Genomic DNA, 20,373 nt, shown 5'->3' with positions numbered 1-20,373 from the left:
AATGATATATGCAGAAATTCTAGCTGGTGGTAGGGGAAGTAGAATGGGCAATACTGATATGCCAAAACAATTTTTATTAATAGGAAGCAGACCTATAATAATACATACGTTAGAAAGATTTTTACTAAATGATCGAATTAATAAAATTATAGTAGTAACACCTAGAGAATGGATACAACATACTATAGATTTAATAAAAAAATATATTCCTTTAGATAAACAAGAATACATAGAAGTATGTAAAGGAGGAAGTGATAGAAATGAATCTATAATGAGTGGAATCAGGCATATACAAAATAATTTTGGAATAAATGATGATGATATAATCATTACTCATGATGCTGTAAGACCGTTTATAACACATAGGATAATAAATGATAATATTGATATGGCTATAGATTATGGAGCTACAGATACAGTAATACCTGCGTTTGATACTATAGTTGAATCTATAGATAATAATTTTATAAATAGCATACCTATAAGAAATCATATGTATCAAGGTCAAACTCCTCAAACATTTAAAATAAAAAAAATAGTTGAGCTATATAATTCACTTAATGGAGAAGAAAAAGTACTATTAACAGATGCAGCAAAGATATTTGCAATTAAAGGAGAAATGGTAAAGTTAGTAGATGGGGAAAGGTTTAATATCAAAATAACTACTCCTTATGATCTAAAACTAGCAAATGCATTATTACAAGGTGATAAAAATGATAAATAAAATATATAGATTAGTTTCGCCAAAACAAATAGTAGTATGTTTTGAAGAGAGAAGTTTAGACGGTGAAGGCATAATAGTTAGACCAACTAGGCTATCTATATGTGCAGCGGATCAAAGATATTATACAGGGGCTAGAGGTAAAAAAATACTTGATAAAAAACTTCCTATGGCATTAATACATGAAGCTGTCGGAGAAGTTGTATTTGATCCTAAGGGTGAATATAATAAAGGCGATACTGTGATAATGATACCAAATACCCCTATAGAAAAAAATAAAATTATAAGTGAAAATTATTTAGAAAATAGCAAATTTAGAGCAAGTGGATATGATGGCTTTATGCAAGATTATGTTTTCATGGCTAGAGATAGAATTGTAAAATATATTAATTTAGATCATAACATAGCAGCTTTTACAGAGTTAGTAAGTGTGGCAATGCATGCAATAAGTAGATTTGCAAAAAAATCGCATTTGCACTTTGATACAATAGGAGTATGGGGAGATGGAAATTTAGGTTTTATAATATCACTTATATTAAAAACGAAATATCCAAAAAGTAAAATTATTGTTTTTGGAAAAAATGAAGAAAAATTAAACTTTTTTTCTTTTGTAGATGAAGCATATCAAATTGAATCTATACCAAGCAATATAAAAGTAGATCATGCATTTGAAGCTGTTGGAGGCAAATCGAGCCAATATGCTATAGATCAGATTCTTGAGTATATTAGGCCCGAAGGGACAGTTGCCTTGTTAGGGGTAGCTGAAAATCCTGTAGAAATTAATACTAGGATTATATTAGAAAAAGGAATAACCCTTCTAGGTAATAGTAGAAGTGGAAGAACAGATTTTGAGGAAGCGGTACATTTTTTAGAAAAAAATGTGGAATGTCAAAGCCAACTAAGTAAGATAATATCTAAGAATATTAATATAAATAATATAGATGATATAATTATAGCTTTTGAATATGATTTAACAACACCATTTAAAACTATCATGGATTGGAATATATAAAGGATAGTATTAGTATAATAGGAGGAGATTAAATGAAAATAGCAAAAAAAATATTGATAATAATTATAAATTTAATAACTATTATACTATCTTTATTTATAAAAAAAACAGATAAAATATGTGTGTTTGGAAGTTGGTTTGGGAAAAATTTTTCAGATAATAGTAAATATTTATATTTATACTTGAACAAAAACAAAGAAAAATATGGAATAGAAAAATTGGTATGGATAACTGATAGTGATAAAGTATATAATTTGTTAAACTCCAATGGATTTGATGTCGAAAAAAGATGGCATATAAAGTCGATTATATATCATCTGAAAGCAAAGAATCATTTTATATGTCAGGCTCCAAATGATATAAATTCATATTTTTCTGCTAAGTCAAATAGAATTCAGTTGTGGCATGGCGTAGGGCCTAAAAAAGTTAGCGACTTAAATGAAGTTCCTAATATTAATTCATTTAAATATAAATTAATATATATTATAAGACATATATCATCACCAGGATTATGGTACAAGTATAAATTTTTATCAACTTCAAAATTTGTCACAAATGAAGTTCATAAATTTCCATTCAGATTATGGGAAAATGAAGTTATAGAAGCAAATTATCCACGAAATATATATTTGAGTCTAGATGAAACAGATAAAAAGTATATAAATTGCTTAAGCAAAAATGAATTAGAAATTAAACAATTAATAAATAATGTTAAAAATGATAAAAATATTATACTATATGTACCAACATATAGAAATGATGCAATTATTGAAAATAATAAAGAAACTTCATATCCTCTAAATATACAGAATGAAGATGAATTTAAAATGTTTATAGATTTTATAAATGATAATAATATACTATTTTTTAGTAAATTTCATTTTGCAGGAGATTTATCTATTGTTAATAATAATGAGAATTTTTATAATTTAGATGAAAATTTTGATATATATACCATATTAAATGATATTGACTTGTTATTAACAGATTACTCATCTATATACTCGGATTACTTATTTATTGATAAGCCAATAATATTCTACGTTTATGATATAGAAATATATAAAAACAATGATAAAGGTTTTATATGTGATTTCAACTCGATAACACCAGGAGATAAGGCATATGAAATAGAAGGTTTAAAAGAGAAAATAATATATAATTTGAACAATGATGATTATTTTGATGATAGAGAGAAGATTAAGAAGTTATATTTTGATTTAAATATAAATGATACATTTGAATCATTATTAAAAAAGATAAATAAAAAATAGTATAGGAGAAATATATATGAATGAAATCAAAGTTTCTATAATCGTTCCTATATACAACTCAGAAAAGTATTTAGAGAAGTGTTTAGAATCATTAGTGAATCAAACTTTGAGTAACATTGAAATAATATTAGTTGATGATTGTTCAACAGATAACTCTAAACAAATATATAATAGATATTTAGAGAGATATGAAAATATAGTATTAATAAAAAATAGTGTTAATAAGGGACCTTCAGAATCACGTAATTTAGCTATAAATATATCAAGGGGAAAATACATTGGATTTGTAGATAGTGATGATTGGGTTGATATTGATATGTATAAAACTTTATATAATTATGCTATTAGTAAAAGTTGCGATATGGTAATATGTAAAATGATTGAAGTTTATCCTAATAATATAGAAAAAAAAATAGATACAAAAGGAATAGAGATACTAGAAGATAAAAAAGATATTATAAGTAAATTTATGAAGTTTGAGATTTTAGCATATTCTTGTAATAAGTTATTTAAGTCAGAATTATTTAGACAAAATAATATAGTATTTCCTAACTTAAGATTTGGAGAAGATCAATATACAACATTTATAACATTGTATAAAAGTAATAAAGTTGGTTTTCTAGATGAATATTTATATTTTTATAATAAAAGAGAAAACTCATCAACAACGGATAAATTTTCTTTAGTAAAGTTAGATATATTAAAATCTATAAATATGATAAGGGAATTTATGGTGGAAGAAGAAATATATTTATCGTTTAAATATTTATATCAATTTAGATATATGTTTGTATTGTTTGGAAATATAATAGACGCATGCATAAAAGAACTTACTTTTAAAGAAGCCCAAAATGTATATATAAAAATAATAGATGACTTTAGTTATAATATGAATGATTATAACTTAAATTATCAGATTAGTAATAAAAATAAAATAAGAATATTAATATTTAAAAAGAGTTTTTATGTATATTATTTAATATACAGAACGATTTTTAAAAATAAGATATGATAAATAGAGTGCTAACGTTGGGTGTAGCATTATAGAATAGATAAAAATCTAGGTGTTTTATATTATCTTACTTTTATTTAATCATATTTAATTTAGTTAAGTAAAAAGAAGGCTGATTATAAGGCTATAAATATATAATAGAAGGAGAACTTGATGATAGATTGCATACTATTAATTTTAATCGTTATATATTTTTATGTAATAAAAAAAGATAAAAAAAGATATAGAGTCAATAAACATCTAAGTAATAATATGAAAAGTAATGTAGAGTTTGAATCTGAAATAGAAAATTGTAAAGATATAGATCAATGTATAGAAAATTTGAACTTTCATGATTATGATTGTACTGAATTTTGTAATGTAGATAATTGTGATGGAGATTAAGTTTATGATAGATATAGTAATACCAAATTATAATGGAAATAAGTATTTAAAACAATGTATAGATTCACTGTATATTCAAACATACTCTAATTTTAGAGTTATAATAATAGACAATGCATCAACGGATAGTGACTATAAATGGTTAGACAAATATGAAAATATAGTATTTAAAAGATTAGACCAAAACTATGGATTTGATAAAGCAGTTAATGAAGGTATCAAATTATCAAATACAGAATATGTAGTTTTACTAAATAATGATACAGTAGCTAAAAAAGATTGGTTAGAGAATCTAATTAACTGTATAAAAAATGATGAAAAAATATTTTCAGTATGCTCTAAAATGATAAGGTATGATTATAAACATATAATAGATGATGCAGGTGATGAGTATAATGTATTAGGATGGGGATATAAAATAGGTGATGGACAACCTATAACTTCATATACTAATACTAAAGAAATATTTAGTTCATGCGCAGGGGCAGCTATATATAGACGAAGTATACTTAATGAAATTGGGGACTTTGATGAACAATTTTTTGCATATATGGAAGATGTAGATATATCATATAGAGCTAAAATACATGGATATAAAAATATATATTGTGCAGATGCTCATATATATCATATAGGCAGTGCAACGTCGGGTAGTAAATATAACTCATTTAAAGTAAAATTAGCTGCTAGAAATAATGTATATGTACCATATAAAAACATGCCTATTATTCAATTAATTATAAATTTACCATTTTTAATAGTTGGATTTTTAGTGAAATACTTATTCTTTATTAAAAAGGGTTTTGGAAAAGAATATAGACAAGGATTTATAGAAGGTATACAAACTTTAGATAAAGTTAATAAAGTTAAGTTTAAATTTAAAAATATAATAAATTATATTAAAATTGAATTTGACCTTATAATAAATGCAATCAAATATGTAATTAGTAAGTTAATACATAAAAAATACAAATAGTTAGTTATAGGATTATGTATTAAATATATGAAAAATTCTGCATAATATGATAAAATACTTTAGTATCTAATAATTACTAAAGTAGGTGTTGACATGATTAGGGAGAATCAAAAGTTTTTAAATAAATTACAAGTAATTATGGATATGACAATTATTGTTATATCCTTTTTATTTGCATACTATATGAGGTTTTATGTATTAGAAGGTAGCATATCTATGATGTTTAAGCAGTCATTTATGCCAATTCTGATATCGTTACCTATGTACTTTATACTTTATAATGTGTTTGACTTATATAGCCCCAAACGTACTAAAAGTATATACAAAGAAATTGAATCTATAATAAAAGCAAATTTTATAGGACTTCTTATACTAATACTAGGGCTTTATGTTTTTAAGTTAATTAACTTTTCAAGAATAGTATTAGCTTTATTTATTATATTAAATACATTTATAACTAGTACAAGCCGTATTATTTTAAGGGGAACATTACGAAAGCATAGAATAAATGGTTTAAATCAAAAGCATTGTTTAATTATAGGAGCTACTGATATATCAAAGCAATTAATAGCTAAAATTAATAAAAACAAGCACTGGGGATATAACATTACTGGTATTATAGATAATCATAAAAATACAGGTGATTTATTTTGCTATTATGACGTAATTGGCAAGTTTTCAGATTTAAAGTCTATTTTAGATAAAACACATATAGATATAGTATTCATAGCAATTGATGCAAAGGACTTTGTTGATATAGGATATCTTATCAAAATCTGTGAGAGAGCTGGGGTTAAAACTAATATAATACCATATTATCAAAAATATGTATCGGCGAAACCTCATATGGATGATTTAGATGGTTTAAGTATTGTTGATACTAGATATGTACCTTTGGATAATTATTTTTTAGCTTTGTCTAAGAGAATATTTGATATAGTATTTTCATTAACAGCGATTATTATGGTATCACCTATAATGATATTATCTGTAATAATGATTAAATTAACTTCACCAGGTCCAATTATATATAAGCAAGAAAGAGTTGGACTTAATAGAAAGAACTTTTATATGTATAAATTTAGATCTATGAAGGTTCAAAGTGAAGATGAAGAAAAAACAAAGTGGAGCACTAAAAATGATCCTAGAAAAACTAAATGGGGGTCATTTATGAGAAAAACTAGTATAGACGAACTTCCTCAATTTTTTAATGTATTAAAAGGAGATATGAGTATTATAGGTCCTAGACCAGAAAGACCATATTTTGTTGAAAAGTTTAGGGATGAAATACCGAGATATATGATAAAACATCAAGTAAGACCAGGAATCACTGGTTGGGCTCAAGTTTGCGGATATAGGGGAGATACATCTATAGAAGGCCGTATTGCACATGATTTATATTATATTGAGAACTGGACATTTTTATTTGATATGAAGATTGTATTTTTAACTGTATTTAGAGGGTTTGTAAATAAAAATGCATACTAATGATAAAGTTTAAGGAGTTATATTTATGAAAAGAATTTTAGTAACTGGAATAAATGGTCAATTAGGATATGATGTAGTTAAGGAATTAAATAAAAGGGGATATGAAGCGATTGGTGTAGATAGAGAAAATATGGATCTTACTAATTTAGATGAGATAAAAAAAGTAATAAATAATGAAAATCCTGACGGAATTATTCACTGCGCTGCATACACAGCGGTAGATAATGCTGAAGAAGAGGTTAATTTATGTGAAAAGGTAAATTCAGCATCTGTAAAAGAGATTGCATTATGTGCTAAAGATTTAGATATTCCTATGATATATATAAGTACGGATTATGTTTTCGATGGAACTAAAGAAGGATTATATATAGAAGAAGATGATACATGCCCTATAAATGTTTATGGTCAAACTAAATTAAAGGGTGAGGAATATGTTAAATCAATATTAGATAAATATTACATAGTTAGAATCTCATGGGTATTTGGTGAAAATGGAAATAATTTCATAGATACTATGCTGAGGTTATCTAAAGATAGAAATGAGCTAAATGTTATAGATGATCAAGTTGGCTCTCCTACATATACTAAAGATTTAGCACCTGTATTAGTTGATATGATTGAAAGTAATAAGTATGGAACATATCATGTTACTAATGATGGTTTTTGCTCTTGGTATGAATTTGCTAAGGAGATTTTTAATATAGCTAATGTTGATATAAAGGTTAACCCTATAACAACAGACATGTATCCTACAAAAGCAAAAAGACCTCAAAATAGTAAAATGAGTAAAGAAAAATTAATTGAAAATGATTTTAAAATTCCTAGACATTGGAAAGATGCATTAAAAGATTATATAAATAATATTTAACTTAAGGCTATATTAAAATAATATATTTTAATATAGCTTTTTTAGTTAATATGGTAAATTTGAAAAATATTTACTTAAAGTATATAATAAAAAGATGTAACAAGCAGCAAAAGGAGAAATATATTTATGAAAAAAATACACAAAATAGGGATAGTAAGTACACTCTTAATAGCAATGCAGCCATGTATAATAAACGCAAAAGAAGTTGTACAAAAGACACAAATTACTGGGGAAAATTCTTACCAAATATCAAAAACAATCAGCCAAAAGGGATGGCAAAAATGTGAAAGCATAATAATTTTAAATGAAAAGTCTATAATAGATGGGATAATTGCAACTCCATTAGCCAGCTTATACGATAGTCCTATATTATTATCGTCTGAAAATACATTACCTAATGAAACTAAAACAGAAATAGAAAGATTAAAGCCTAAAAAAATAATCTTAATCGGTGGAGAAAATACTATATCAAGTGAAGTGATATCTGATATCAAAAGTATATCTGAAGATATAAGTATAGAACGAATTGGTGGAAATAACAGATATGAAACATCTCTTGAAATAGCAAAACATATAGATGAAAAAAAAGATGTAAATAAAATATATGTAGGAAACTCCTATGGAGAGCCAGATTTAATATCTATAGCTACTAAAGCAGGACAAGATAAACAGCCAATAATATTAGCTGAAAAAGATAAAATAAAAGATGATATGTATGATTGGTTAAAATCAGAAGAATTAGATAATGCGTATATAATTGGGGGAGAAAATAGTATACAGCAAGATATAATCGAATCTTTAAATAAAATAACTTTATATGATATAAGTAAAAATAGAATAGGTGGAGTAGATAGATACGATACAAATGTTCAAATTATAGATAAGTTTTATAATGATAAAAATATGGATAATTTAATAATAACAGATTCAAAGGATAGTATAAATGCTTTAATGGCAGCACCCCTAAGTAGTAAAATAAAATCACCGATAATGATATTACCAAGTGAAAAGTTAACAAAGTCACAAGTTGATTTATTGAATAATAGGTATGCAAATAAAATTAATGTATTAGGAAATAACGTAAATAATAATGCATTAAATGAATTAGTAGAGTTGTTAACTTTAGATAATATAGACTACTCAAATAAAGATGTTATATTTTTTATACCGCATCAAGATGATGAGGTTTTAAGTTTTTCTAATACTATTAAAAAATACATAGATAACGGAAGTAATGTAAAAGTGGTTTTACATGCGAATGGTTCTTTATCAGTTGCTAGACATGTTTTAAATGGTGAAGATGGTAGAGTTTGTAGAATACATAATTATGTTCATAGCCCAAGATATGAAGAATATGCTTTAGGAACAGATAATGTTGATTTTATACATAATAATGAATTAAGTAAATATAGAGATGATGAATTTAAAAGATCATTATCTAAGTTAGGTGTAAAAGAAGAGAATATATATTTCTCGCAGTATATGGTAAATGATAGAAGATTGAATAAAAGTACAGCGATAAAAGGGATAAATGAGTTTATGGAAAAATACCCAAATGCTATTGTTCATACTTTTTATGATGGAAAATATTCAAATGGAAATCATATCGATCATATGGGATTAGGTGAAGGGGCTAGAGAACTTTACAACAGAGGTATTATAAAGCAATTGTATATGCATGTTGAACCATACTTATATGATGATTTATTGAAACGAGGATTAGATAAAAATGTATATGAATATCTACCTATAAATGATATCCAAGATAAAAGTGTAAAAGAGGCTTTAAAGGAATATTGTAAATGGGATCCTAAAACAGGTAAATTAGCAATTGGATATCATTCTGTATCTAGTTATTTTGATGAAGCTATAAAAAATCCCGTTAATTATATAATGGAAGTAAAATAATGTAAAAAATATTACATATCTTTTAGTTATACTAATTTTTATATTTTAAAAAATATGATATCATAGATTATGAGAAATACGGATGTAGAGATATATTCGGAGGTGCTTATGCAAAGACATAAAGGTGCTATAGTCTTAACATCGATTTTAGTATCAGTATCTATGCCTGTAAGTGCTATGTCACCACGCAGTGTAATAGATTCAAATGAACAAGAAAAAATAACTAAATTAAAAGAAACAATATATGAAAAGTTTAATGGTAGATATGCAAAAAATATTGCTATGCTAAATGATCCTAAAAATAGTGGGAAGGTAGCATACAATATAAAGATAGCATCATCTCTTCAAGAGTTAGAATCTGCAAGTAATCTTTTAAGCTATGCTCAATTTGAAAAAGAATTTGATAAATTATATGAGTCTCTAGATTATGGAGAAAAAATAGTACTAAGATATACTTCTTATGGAAGACATATCGATGAAGAAACTTTAGTTGACTACAATGTAAATAAATATAATGGTAGTGAACAAGAGGTTAGTTGGTCTATATTAGAAGATGGAAAGAAAATCGGAAGAATACCTTTATCTCCAGATACAGAGACAGGAGATGTAAGATACATAACTGTTAAAATAGGAGATACTAAGCTTGATTTATCTAGACCTATTTTTAGACAAAAAAATGGTTACTATATAGATAAAAATGGAGATGGAATAAAACGAGTAAATGATCTACAAATAGAAACTAAAGAAAGTTTACCAAATGGGATTGTAGATGGATATTATGAAGATTCGTCTAATCCTATTAAAGACTGTGATAAAATTGAAGATACAGAGGCAATAATAAAAAGTGCAGATGAGTCAACTAGCACTAATTATACGGTAAGCGATATCTATGATACTAAGGCATATAGATTAAACATGAAAGGTAATGAATTGTTTAATTATATTGATAGTGTAGATGGCAAAGAAAACTATACTGTATCAATTAATGGTATTAGTAGTACAACTGCATATTCACATCCTATGTATATTGATTATACAAATGAGGATGATTTGGTGATTAAGTATATTGACAATGATAAAGTTGTTGAAGCTAAGGACTTATCAGCAATAAGCTTTATAATAGGATATAGGAATAATGATAAAAAGTATATAAAGGATGAGTATATTATAAAGCCATCTAGAAATGCAGGTCTTGAAAATATTTTAAATATCCTAACACAAAAGAATAAGACAAGAACATTTGCAGGTATGGATAGATATCTAACAAGTACACAAGTAAGTAAAAATGGATGGAAAAATGGAAGTGAAGATCTTGTTATTGTATCAGGAGATAACAATGCTTTAGTTGATGGATTAACAGCAACTCCTTTGGCAGCAAGTATGAATGCACCTATTTTACTTACTAAAAAAGATGAAATACCTCAATGTGTTATAGATGAAATTGATAGACTAGGTGTAAAAAATGTTTATATAGTTGGAGGATATAACTCTGTTTCTAAAGAGGTAAGTGATAAGCTATATAGATATTATGGAAAAAATGTAAATAGAATAGAAGGAAATGATAGATACGAAACATCTATAGCTGTTGGAGAATCTGTTGCTAAAAAATCTAAAAGTAAAGTAGATACTTTTGTAGTTGGTGGAAATGGTATGGCAGATGCATTATCCATTTCATCAGTCGCAGGAAGTAAAACAAGTCCGATTATATTAACTAAAAGTAATGGACTTTCTAGTGATGCTAAGCATTTTTTAAGCAGTTACTCAAATGATGCTTACACTGTAGGTGGTAAAAACAACATTTCCAATCAAGTAATTATAGACATTTTAAAACTTAACATTGATCATAAAAATTTATCGGGAGAGAATAGACAAGATACTAATGCATCTGTTATCAGAGAGTTTTACAGTGAAAATAAAGAACTCTTTGAAAATGGAAGTGTGGTATTTTCAAAATCTGAAGATGCAAGTTTAGTTGATGCTCTTGGTGCCGGTGCTTTAGCTAGTAATATAGATGCACCTATAGTATTAGCGAGTAATGAATTAAGTGAAGAACAAGAAAATGTTTTAACTATGATAAAAAATAAAGATAAAGCAATTGAAGTAGGATATGGTATATCATCTAATGTTTTAGAAAGATTTTTTCACATAAATAGATAGTTTACAAAGAAGCTAGGGCTTAAAAGTTCTAGCTTCTTCATTTGAAAAATAATATTTATACAAAAAAGTAAGATATTATGCTATACTAGTAAAGCTAAAAAATAGTAGGAGGAAAAAACTTGAAAGATGTAGTAAAAAGACACAAAGATAGTATAATATTATTCTCTTTAGTAGTAATATTATACTCAGCAATTGCTAGTATATTTTTAAAAAACACAACAATATTCTATGATACATATGGTACGTATAATGTATTATTAGATACTGACACAGGAGTACTATTTAATTGGAACACATTCGCTATATCACAAGACAATAGTAAACACATATTGTTCTCATCAATAGTATCTTTATTAGCATATCCAATATATTCAATAAGTGATGGACTAAGTAAAGCAGGTCATATAGATTATAAATATGCATATGGAATTGGATTGACAATACTTCAAATAGTAGTTAGTGCTACTTCTATAACATTAATACATAGTTGTATAAAGACACTAAATATAAAAAAGACAACATCATTAATCATTATAACAATAATGATTGTATCGTTCCCTCAAGTATTTATGTCATTAAATATAGAGCGATTTATATATGCTCAGTTATCACTAGTATTCTTTTTATTTTTATTATTTAAACTTAAAAATAAAGAATCTTATTTAATTGATATAGCAGCGATACCACTTTTAGGGGTAACATTAACTAATGTCTATTTATATTTTATAAATTTGATTTTAGAATTTAAACTAAATTTAAAGAAAATTCTAAGTCATACAGGTATATTTGTACTAGCATCATATATAGCAATCATAGCAACTAAATCATACAATAGTATATTTGAAGTTAGTGGTGTGGTACAATCAGATACTCAATTTATATTAGTTGCACCGATAATTGAGAAATTTAAGATGGTTATATTAAGACTAATTTATCCTGTATTTTATTTTCCTGGATATGAGATTTCATACAACAAAATGAATCAAAATGGAGATGTAAATAAAATATTTTTAGTATTAATTATCTTAGCTTTAGTATTAGCGATAATAGGAGGAGTAAAAAACTTTAAAGAAAAAACAGCTAAGATATGTTTAGGTATATTATTATCAAACTTTATGTTACATGGAATAATAGGATACAATCTAATGAGTGCTAACATAATGGCAATACACTTCACATTTTCAATCATAGTATTGCTTGCATATTTTGCAAAGGGATTAAATGAAAAGCAAAATAAGATATTTAATATATTTTTAGGAATAGTGATACTAACAATATTAATAAGTAACATGCAAGGGTTTGGTGAAATACTAAAACTTGGAATGTCTGTATACCCGAAATAACAATAGAAAAAGAAAATTATAAGGTGAAATAAATATGATCGATACAATAATAACAATACAAAAACCTTCACTGAAGGATTATATAAAGTTAATGAGGCCGAAACAATATATTAAAAATTTGTTTGTAGTGGCTGCACTAATATTTTCAAATAAAATATTAGATTTAAATTCAGTATTTAATACCGTTATAGCGTTTATATCATTTTGTTTAATATCATCTGCAGTATATGTTTTAAATGATATCGTAGATATAGAAAAAGATAAGTTACACCCTAAAAAGTGTAAAAGACCGTTAGCTAGTGGTGTAATAAATAAATCAAATGCAATAATATTATTAACAATCTTAGTAGTTGCATCAATATCAATATCATTAACAGTAAAAACAAGTTTAGCATTTATACTAATTATATATTTATTTAATAACTTACTGTACTCATTCAAAATAAAAAACATAGTACTACTAGATGTATTTTCTATAGCATTTGGATTTATACTTCGCGTTTGTGCAGGTAGCATAGCTATAGGGGTAACATTATCTAATTGGATAATATTATGCACATTCTTTTTATCTCTATATTTAGGATTAGGAAAAAGAAAAAAAGAAATATCTACATTAAAGGATAATGCAGGTGAACATAGAAAGATTTTGAAAGAATACAATGATGAAATAATAAACCAGATGATGACAGTTGTGCTAAGCTCAACTATAGTTTGTTATGCATTATATTCAACAAGTAATAAAAGTAACCCTAATATGATATTTACAACAATATTTGTTGTATACGGTATACTTAGATATAACTATGTAATAACTACAAGCGATGAAGGAAATCCAACTGATGTAGTATTAAAAGATACAAGCTTGCAAATCAGTGTGCTTGTTTGGGCATTAAGTTGCTTATTAATAATTATATTCTAAAAAAATGAAGGGGTAACTAATATGGAAAAGAAGGTATTATTACTTGATATAGACTATACTGTTATAAACACAGACAGTATGATAGATTTTTTTGTTTATTCATTAAAAACTAAACCAATAAAAACAATTTTAAAATTACCATATGTATTAATAATATTAGTATTGCATGCGCTAAAAATGGTTTCATTAAATAAAGCGAAAGAAGCTGTTTTTTCTCCAATAGTAAATTATACAGAGGGTGAACTAGAGCAGTTTTTTACTAATGTATTAGAACAAAAAATTAACTCTAACATGGAGCAAATTATAGAAAAAGCAAGAGAAGATAATATGTTTATAATAATGATTACTGCCTCTCCGTTTGCCTATATGAAGTATTTTAAAAAATATGGTTATGCAGATGAAGTAATAGGAACAGAGTTAGAATATACAAATTCAAAATATAAAAATAAAATAGTTGGAAATAACTGCAAGGGTAAAGATAAAGTAGCAAAGATACAAGAGCTGTTGGTTAAAAAAGATTTAGTAATAGATTTTGAAAATTCATATGCTTACTCAGATTCAAAAAGTGATCTTCCTATGCTATCTCTTGTAAAAAATGCATACTTAGTAAATAAAAAAGATGGAAACGTAAAATCGAAAATAGATTATATTAAAATTGAAGATTTATCAAATAAAAAAATAATAGAAAAATTAAATGATTATAAAGAAAGTATTATGTATTTAATATTTGGAGCTTTAACAGTATTAGTAAATTTAGTTACATATACGGCTTTAACTAGAGGATTAGATATAAACTATATGATATCAAATACAATAGCATGGATAGTTGCTGTTTTGTTTGCATATGTCACAAATAAATTCCTTGTGTTTGAAAGTAAAGAAATGAAACTAGGTTTTTTAATCAAAGAATTTACAGCATTTGTTAGTTGTAGATTAGTATCAGGTATAATGGAAATGGTACTTATGTATTTAATGATAGATTTAATTGGATTAAATGACTTCATAGTAAAAGTATTTACAAATATATTAGTAATAATATTAAATTATATACTAAGCAAGGTAATAATATTTAGTAAAAAAAATACAAATGAAAAAGCGACGAGCATAGGTCTGTAGGTTGTTGTATGAAATACATTGTATAATCATAAAGGAGGCAACATGGAACTAAGTTTATTAATAGAAGAGTTTATAAAAAATTATGGCTTAATAAGTATATTTATAATAGTAGCATTAGAATATGCAAATGCACCCCTACCTAGTGAAGTAGTATTACCGTTAGTCGGAATACTTGCATTAAAATTTAATATGAATTTACCTATAGTGATAATTGTATCAACTTTAGGAGGTTTAATAGGATCTGTAATAAATTATTATTTAGGATTTAAGTTGGGGGAGCCATTGTTAGGATTTATAAAGACAAAGTATCCTAAAACTAAAAAATCAATAAAAGCATCGTATAGATGGATAAGTAAGTATAACAAAGCATCAGTAATGTTATCTAGATTAGTTCCTCTTGCAAGGACATTCATATCTATAGTTGCAGGAGTTACAAAGATGAGTATCTTAAATTTTGTGATTTACTCTGGTCTAGGAATATTTGTATGGAATACAGCTTTAATAGTTGGTGGATATATCATTGGTGATAATATGACTTTAATTACATCAATACTTAAAAATTATTCTAAAGTAATGATTGTATTAGGACTAGTAGTTGGTGTTGTTTATTTAAAGATGGCAAAAAATAAGAAAAAACACAGTATGTAAACAAAAATAAAATTATATAATTAAACCATAAAAGGAACACCATATAAAGGGTGTTCTTTTTTACGCATGTTTATTATAGATAGCAGCATCTAGGATTATTTAGCAATGTGACTTATTTTTACAACATATGACATAAAGCCTATGCTACGGTTATTATAGATGGTAAAAAATTGTTTAAGGGGGGATTTTTATGTTTGATATATTCAAACAGATAACCGATTGGTTATGGCTTTATCCGATTCTAATTATACTAGTCGGTGGGGGAATAATAATGTCGGTGACATTGAGATTTTTCCAAATAACTAAGTTCCCATTTATAATAAGAGAAACTTTTGGAAAAATTTTTAAAAAGAGTAGTGGGAGTGGAACAATAACTCCTTTCCAAGCAGCAACATCTGCATTGGCTTCTACAATAGGGGCGGCGAATATAGTTGGGGTACCCCTAGCTATAGCTACTGGAGGACCTGGAGCAATATTTTGGATGTGGCTTATAGCTATATTTGGATGTGCGCTTAAGTATTCTGAAATTATACTAGGTATAAAATATAGGGTAAAAAATGAAGAGGGAGAGTATGTAGGAGGACCTATGTATTATCTTAAAAATGGTGCAAAGATGCCTTTACTTGGAACATTATTTGCATTTTTCTTAATGATTGAGATTGCACCATCAATAGCTACTCAATCAGCTTCGATTGTACAAACTGCGGCAACTATAAACATAAATCCTATTGTAACAGGAATTGTAGTTATAGCAATAGTTGGTTTAGTTGTATACGGGGGAATAAAGAGAATATCAAAAGTTACAGAAAAATTAGTACCTGTTATGGCGATTGCATATTTTTTAATAGCAGTTATAGCTATATTGGCTAATTATAAAAATATACCGGTTGCATTTGAGTTAATATTTAAAGGTGCATTTACTCCTACTGCTGCAGTTGGTGGATTTGCAGGTTCTGTAATAGCAGCAACAATAAAAGCTGGTGCTGCTAGAGGAGCATATTCAAATGAAGCAGGGATGGGTACATCAACAATAGCCCATTCAGCAGCAGTTACTGATTTTCCTGCAAGACAAGGGCTATGGGGAATATTTGAAATTATAGTAGATACTCTTGGGATATGTACTATAACAGCATTTTTAGTTTTAACTACAGGAATATGGTCTACTGTTGGATCTGATAAAGCAGCAGCTATGCCATCTATGGCGATTCAAAGTGTATTGGGAGCTAAGTTTGGAGGAGGATTTTTAACTATATGTATGCTGATGTTTGTTTTATCAACTCTTATAGTTGTAATCTTCTATGGTGAAAAACAAGCAGAGTATTTATTTGGATTAAAAGCATCGAAAGCAGCAAGAGTGATATACTTAGCATTTATAATGGTAGGCGCTTTATGTAAACTAGATAATATAGTTGTATTATTAGATTTTACATTAGCAGGAGTTATAGGAACTAATATGATAGGTGTTATAAAACTTAGAAAAGAAGTTAGAGAAGAGTCTGATGCATTTTTTGCAAGTCAAAAAAATGAAAAAACACAACATATAAGTTAAAAATGAAATTACACAATTAAAGATACAAAAAGGAACACCATATAAAAGGTGTTCCTTTTTGTATGTTCATTATAGATATCAGCATTTAAGATTATATAAAAGTAAACTCTATAAAAAAGAAATTTATTGTACGTATAATAATATTATTGATATAAACTATTTAGCAGCTGGAGGAGTAAGATGAATAAAAAAATTATAGGGTTAGTGTTAGTTGGTTTGATATGTATAGGGGGAACTGAGGCAACAAGTTATGCACTGGAAAATCAAAACACGATAAAAAAGCAGGTTAAGATATCTAATGGATGGTCAAAAGGATATGATGGGAAATGGTACTATTACAGAGATGGAGCTAAAGTAAAAGATAAGTGGTTGTTAGATAATGGTACATGGTACTATTTAACACAAGATGGGAGTATGAAAATAGGATGGCTCAAGGATAATGGAAAGTGGTACTATCTAAATCAAAATGGAAGTATGAAAATAGGATGGCTAAGTGATAATGGAATATGGTACTATTTTTATTCAAATGGACAAATGGCGCATGATACAGTAATTGATGGATATAAACTAGATAGTAGTGGTGTTTGGGTAGATAGCAAAAAAAGTTTTGAAGTTCAGGTTTTAGATCTTGTAAATAAAGAAAGAGCTAAAGTGGGACTAAAAGCTCTTAAATTAAATTCATCTTTAACAAATGTAGCAAAGATAAAATCAAAAGATATGCATGATTTGAATTATTTTTCTCATAACTCACCTACATATGGATCTCCATTTGATATGATGCAACAATTTAACATAACATATAGGGCAGCAGGAGAAAATATTGCTGCTGGGTATACAACACCAGAATCAGTTATGACTGGATGGATGAATTCTCCAGGTCATAAAGCAAATATACTAAATAAGAGCTTTACCGAAATGGGGATAGGTATATATAAAGGAGATAGAGGTTATAAAAACTATTGGACTCAGATGTTTATAGGAAATTAAATTACATAATAATATAAATTTATAAGCTAGAGGTAATACTCTAGCTTTTTATCGTTTTTTGTAAAAAAATGAATAATTAATTAATTTCAAGAAATTATTTTTGAATATATAAATAAAAAATAAAATTAAACTATTTTTATATTTATATGATTTTATAGAAAACTAACTTAAATAAGTTAGTTTTTTAATTAAAAATACAAAGAAAATAAAGAATTAAAGTGAAAATGTCATAAAAATCGAAAAAAGTCGAAAAATGTAAAATAAAAAGGATTTTTGAAGAAGTAGGAAAGTGGTATAATTAAAGAGTAATATTAAAATAATTAAAATCAAAAATGAAAATGTAGATATTGAGGATATTATTTATAGATTAATTAATTAGATTTAACAAAATAAAAATGGGGAGGTAGTTAATATGAAATTGAAAAAATTAGAGGGGGACAGTAATGGTAGAAATAATAGATACAACTAATACCATAATACAGTCAATACTAGTAAGCTACTTTCCTTATTACTGTTTAAAAAAAGAAAATTCTATTAGTGGAAAAGATAGCATAATAAAGTTTATAAGTAGTTCTGTTCTTATATTTATACTTATCAAGCTTCTAACCAATAGCATTGGTGGAACCTCACTTTCTATAATAATAATGAATTTATCCAATATGATGGTAATAGGATTAATATATTTTAAAAACTATAGAAAAGCATTAACGTCATATTTTATAGTTTACTTTTTAATGCAAGTATCCATTATATTGTTTAGTAATCTAAATTGGTCATACATTGAAGTGATCGTTGGAAATAAAGAATTTGCAAAAATAATGAGTGTCTATTTACCAGCATTAGTTGTTGAATTTATTATAATATTTTTATCAAAACAACTTTACTCTTTATATAAGTTATTTTCGAAATATAAATATTATTTTGAGGTTGCATTTTTTGTAGCTTTTGCATTTGATTATGTGCTTTGTTTATCTCTAACTATTCATGGAAATCATGATGTAGTGTTTAAAAATATAACAATAATTAGTAGTATGATATTTATATTATTACTAGCTTTGTATTTTGCAAATATAAACAAAAAAATAGTAGAGATAGAAAGATTAAATGTAGCATTAAATGATAAAAATAATGAATTAAAGAAAATAAAACATGATTATGGTTCTCAAATTTCATATATTAATGGACTATATATAATGGAACAGTACGAAAGATTAGGAGATTTATTAAAAAGTATAATAGATGGAAATAATCAAATATCAGATAATATAAAAATAATATCTAGTGAAGAATCTATTATAGCAGATGTAGTTAATTCATTAAATATAACAGATGTAAATATAATTGTAGAAGAAGAAGCTGAATTAAATGATTTAAAAATTTCAGAATATGAGTTGCACAAAATATTATCAAATATAGTAAATAATGCAATAACTGCTATGAATAAAAAGGGTCTAATTATTATAAAAACATATAGGATATTTGGAAACTTATATATCAGTATAAAAAATAATGGTCCTAAAATTGATGAAAACGTAATAAATAGGATATTTGATTCAGGATTTACTACAAAGAAAGACAACGGTAAAAAAGAAAATGGATTTGGGTTGGCTATAGTAAAGGAAATAGTTGAAAACAATAATGGTAAGATTAATGTTGAAAGTAATAATGATTATACAGAATTTAAAATGATTTTTAGAGTATAAAAAAAGTCTAATGGTAAAATTAAAAATTAATTTAGCCATTAGACTTTTTTATATTTTATGTAATTACAATACATAAATACAAAATATAAAAAATTTAGAAAATTTGGTAAAAAATATATTAAATTATTTTGAAATATGATAAAATGTTTTTGGATTAAAATTATTTACAATTAAATAGGCAAAATTAAGGAAACTTAATGACGCAAAGCTATAGGGGCTAAGGTTAAAACTACGCCAGCCAGTTGCATAAGAGTTAAAAGTAATTCTGACTATAGCTATAGCTACTCTTAATGAGTAGTTTTTTTATG

The 20,373-nt window shown here is 26.1% G+C and carries 17 protein-coding genes and 1 riboswitch; all 17 genes read left to right on the top strand.

What is annotated here, in order from left to right; genetic code table 11:
* Position 1 precedes the first annotated feature (1 nt).
* The 17 genes from BLP75_RS12095 (at position 2) to BLP75_RS12010 (ending at position 20,065) form a co-directional block, all read left to right on the top strand.
* Entirely contained in the window at positions 2-724 is a 723-nt protein-coding gene (locus tag BLP75_RS12095; RefSeq protein ID WP_092726415.1) for an IspD/TarI family cytidylyltransferase, read from the top strand.
* Positions 714-1,733, top strand: a complete 1,020-nt coding sequence (locus BLP75_RS12090; protein ID WP_092726414.1) for a zinc-binding dehydrogenase — start codon at positions 714-716, stop codon at positions 1,731-1,733. The genes BLP75_RS12095 and BLP75_RS12090 overlap by 11 nt, the downstream gene beginning before the upstream one ends.
* A 32-nt stretch (positions 1,734-1,765) precedes the next feature.
* Positions 1,766-3,007, top strand: a complete 1,242-nt coding sequence (locus BLP75_RS12085) for a CDP-glycerol glycerophosphotransferase family protein (protein ID WP_092726412.1) — start codon at positions 1,766-1,768, stop codon at positions 3,005-3,007.
* Between the two features lie 16 nt (positions 3,008-3,023).
* Positions 3,024-4,019 (top strand): glycosyltransferase family 2 protein, encoded by a 996-nt coding sequence (locus BLP75_RS12080; protein ID WP_092726411.1) that lies wholly within the window; start codon positions 3,024-3,026, stop codon positions 4,017-4,019.
* A 153-nt stretch (positions 4,020-4,172) separates the two neighbouring features.
* Entirely contained in the window at positions 4,173-4,403 is a 231-nt protein-coding gene (locus BLP75_RS12075; protein WP_092726410.1) for a hypothetical protein, read from the top strand.
* A 4-nt stretch (positions 4,404-4,407) separates the two neighbouring features.
* Positions 4,408-5,379 carry a glycosyltransferase family 2 protein gene (locus BLP75_RS12070; RefSeq protein WP_092726407.1) on the top strand — a complete coding sequence of 324 codons (972 nt, stop codon included), beginning with the start codon at positions 4,408-4,410 and terminating at the stop codon, positions 5,377-5,379.
* Between the two features lie 93 nt (positions 5,380-5,472).
* Positions 5,473-6,867 (top strand): undecaprenyl-phosphate glucose phosphotransferase, encoded by a 1,395-nt coding sequence (locus BLP75_RS12065; protein WP_092726406.1) that lies wholly within the window; start codon positions 5,473-5,475, stop codon positions 6,865-6,867.
* A 25-nt stretch (positions 6,868-6,892) separates the two neighbouring features.
* Entirely contained in the window at positions 6,893-7,735 is an 843-nt protein-coding gene (gene rfbD / locus BLP75_RS12060) for a dTDP-4-dehydrorhamnose reductase (protein WP_092726404.1), read from the top strand.
* A 126-nt stretch (positions 7,736-7,861) separates the two neighbouring features.
* Positions 7,862-9,643 (top strand): cell wall-binding repeat-containing protein, encoded by a 1,782-nt coding sequence (locus BLP75_RS12055; RefSeq protein WP_092726401.1) that lies wholly within the window; start codon positions 7,862-7,864, stop codon positions 9,641-9,643.
* Between the two features lie 108 nt (positions 9,644-9,751).
* Positions 9,752-11,800 carry a cell wall-binding repeat-containing protein gene (locus tag BLP75_RS12050; RefSeq protein WP_170139186.1) on the top strand — a complete coding sequence of 683 codons (2,049 nt, stop codon included), beginning with the start codon at positions 9,752-9,754 and terminating at the stop codon, positions 11,798-11,800.
* Positions 11,801-11,919: 119 nt separating this feature from the next.
* Positions 11,920-13,143, top strand: a complete 1,224-nt coding sequence (locus tag BLP75_RS12045; RefSeq protein WP_092726396.1) for a DUF6080 domain-containing protein — start codon at positions 11,920-11,922, stop codon at positions 13,141-13,143.
* A gap of 34 nt (positions 13,144-13,177) precedes the next feature.
* Complete coding sequence (locus BLP75_RS12040) at positions 13,178-14,062, top strand: decaprenyl-phosphate phosphoribosyltransferase (RefSeq protein WP_092726394.1); 885 nt, start codon at positions 13,178-13,180, stop codon at positions 14,060-14,062.
* Positions 14,063-14,083: 21 nt separating this feature from the next.
* A complete protein-coding gene (locus tag BLP75_RS18410; RefSeq protein ID WP_242872425.1) occupies positions 14,084-15,178 on the top strand; it encodes an HAD-IB family hydrolase in 1,095 nt (364 codons plus the stop codon).
* A 42-nt stretch (positions 15,179-15,220) separates the two neighbouring features.
* Positions 15,221-15,826, top strand: coding sequence for a DedA family protein (locus tag BLP75_RS12025; RefSeq protein WP_092726392.1), 606 nt, complete (start codon positions 15,221-15,223; stop codon positions 15,824-15,826).
* Between the two features lie 190 nt (positions 15,827-16,016).
* Complete coding sequence (locus tag BLP75_RS12020) at positions 16,017-17,375, top strand: alanine/glycine:cation symporter family protein (protein ID WP_092726391.1); 1,359 nt, start codon at positions 16,017-16,019, stop codon at positions 17,373-17,375.
* A 180-nt stretch (positions 17,376-17,555) separates the two neighbouring features.
* Positions 17,556-18,362, top strand: a complete 807-nt coding sequence (locus tag BLP75_RS12015) for a CAP domain-containing protein (RefSeq protein WP_170139185.1) — start codon at positions 17,556-17,558, stop codon at positions 18,360-18,362.
* 443 nt (positions 18,363-18,805) lie between these two features.
* Positions 18,806-20,065, top strand: a complete 1,260-nt coding sequence (locus BLP75_RS12010) for a sensor histidine kinase (RefSeq protein ID WP_092726389.1) — start codon at positions 18,806-18,808, stop codon at positions 20,063-20,065.
* 167 nt (positions 20,066-20,232) lie between these two features.
* Positions 20,233-20,315, top strand: a riboswitch (cyclic di-GMP riboswitch).
* Positions 20,316-20,373 lie beyond the last annotated feature (58 nt).

This window comes from Romboutsia lituseburensis DSM 797 (assembly GCF_900103615.1).
Lineage (GTDB): Bacteria > Bacillota > Clostridia > Peptostreptococcales > Peptostreptococcaceae > Romboutsia_F > Romboutsia_F lituseburensis.
This window is presented reverse-complemented; position numbering and strand designations above follow the sequence as displayed.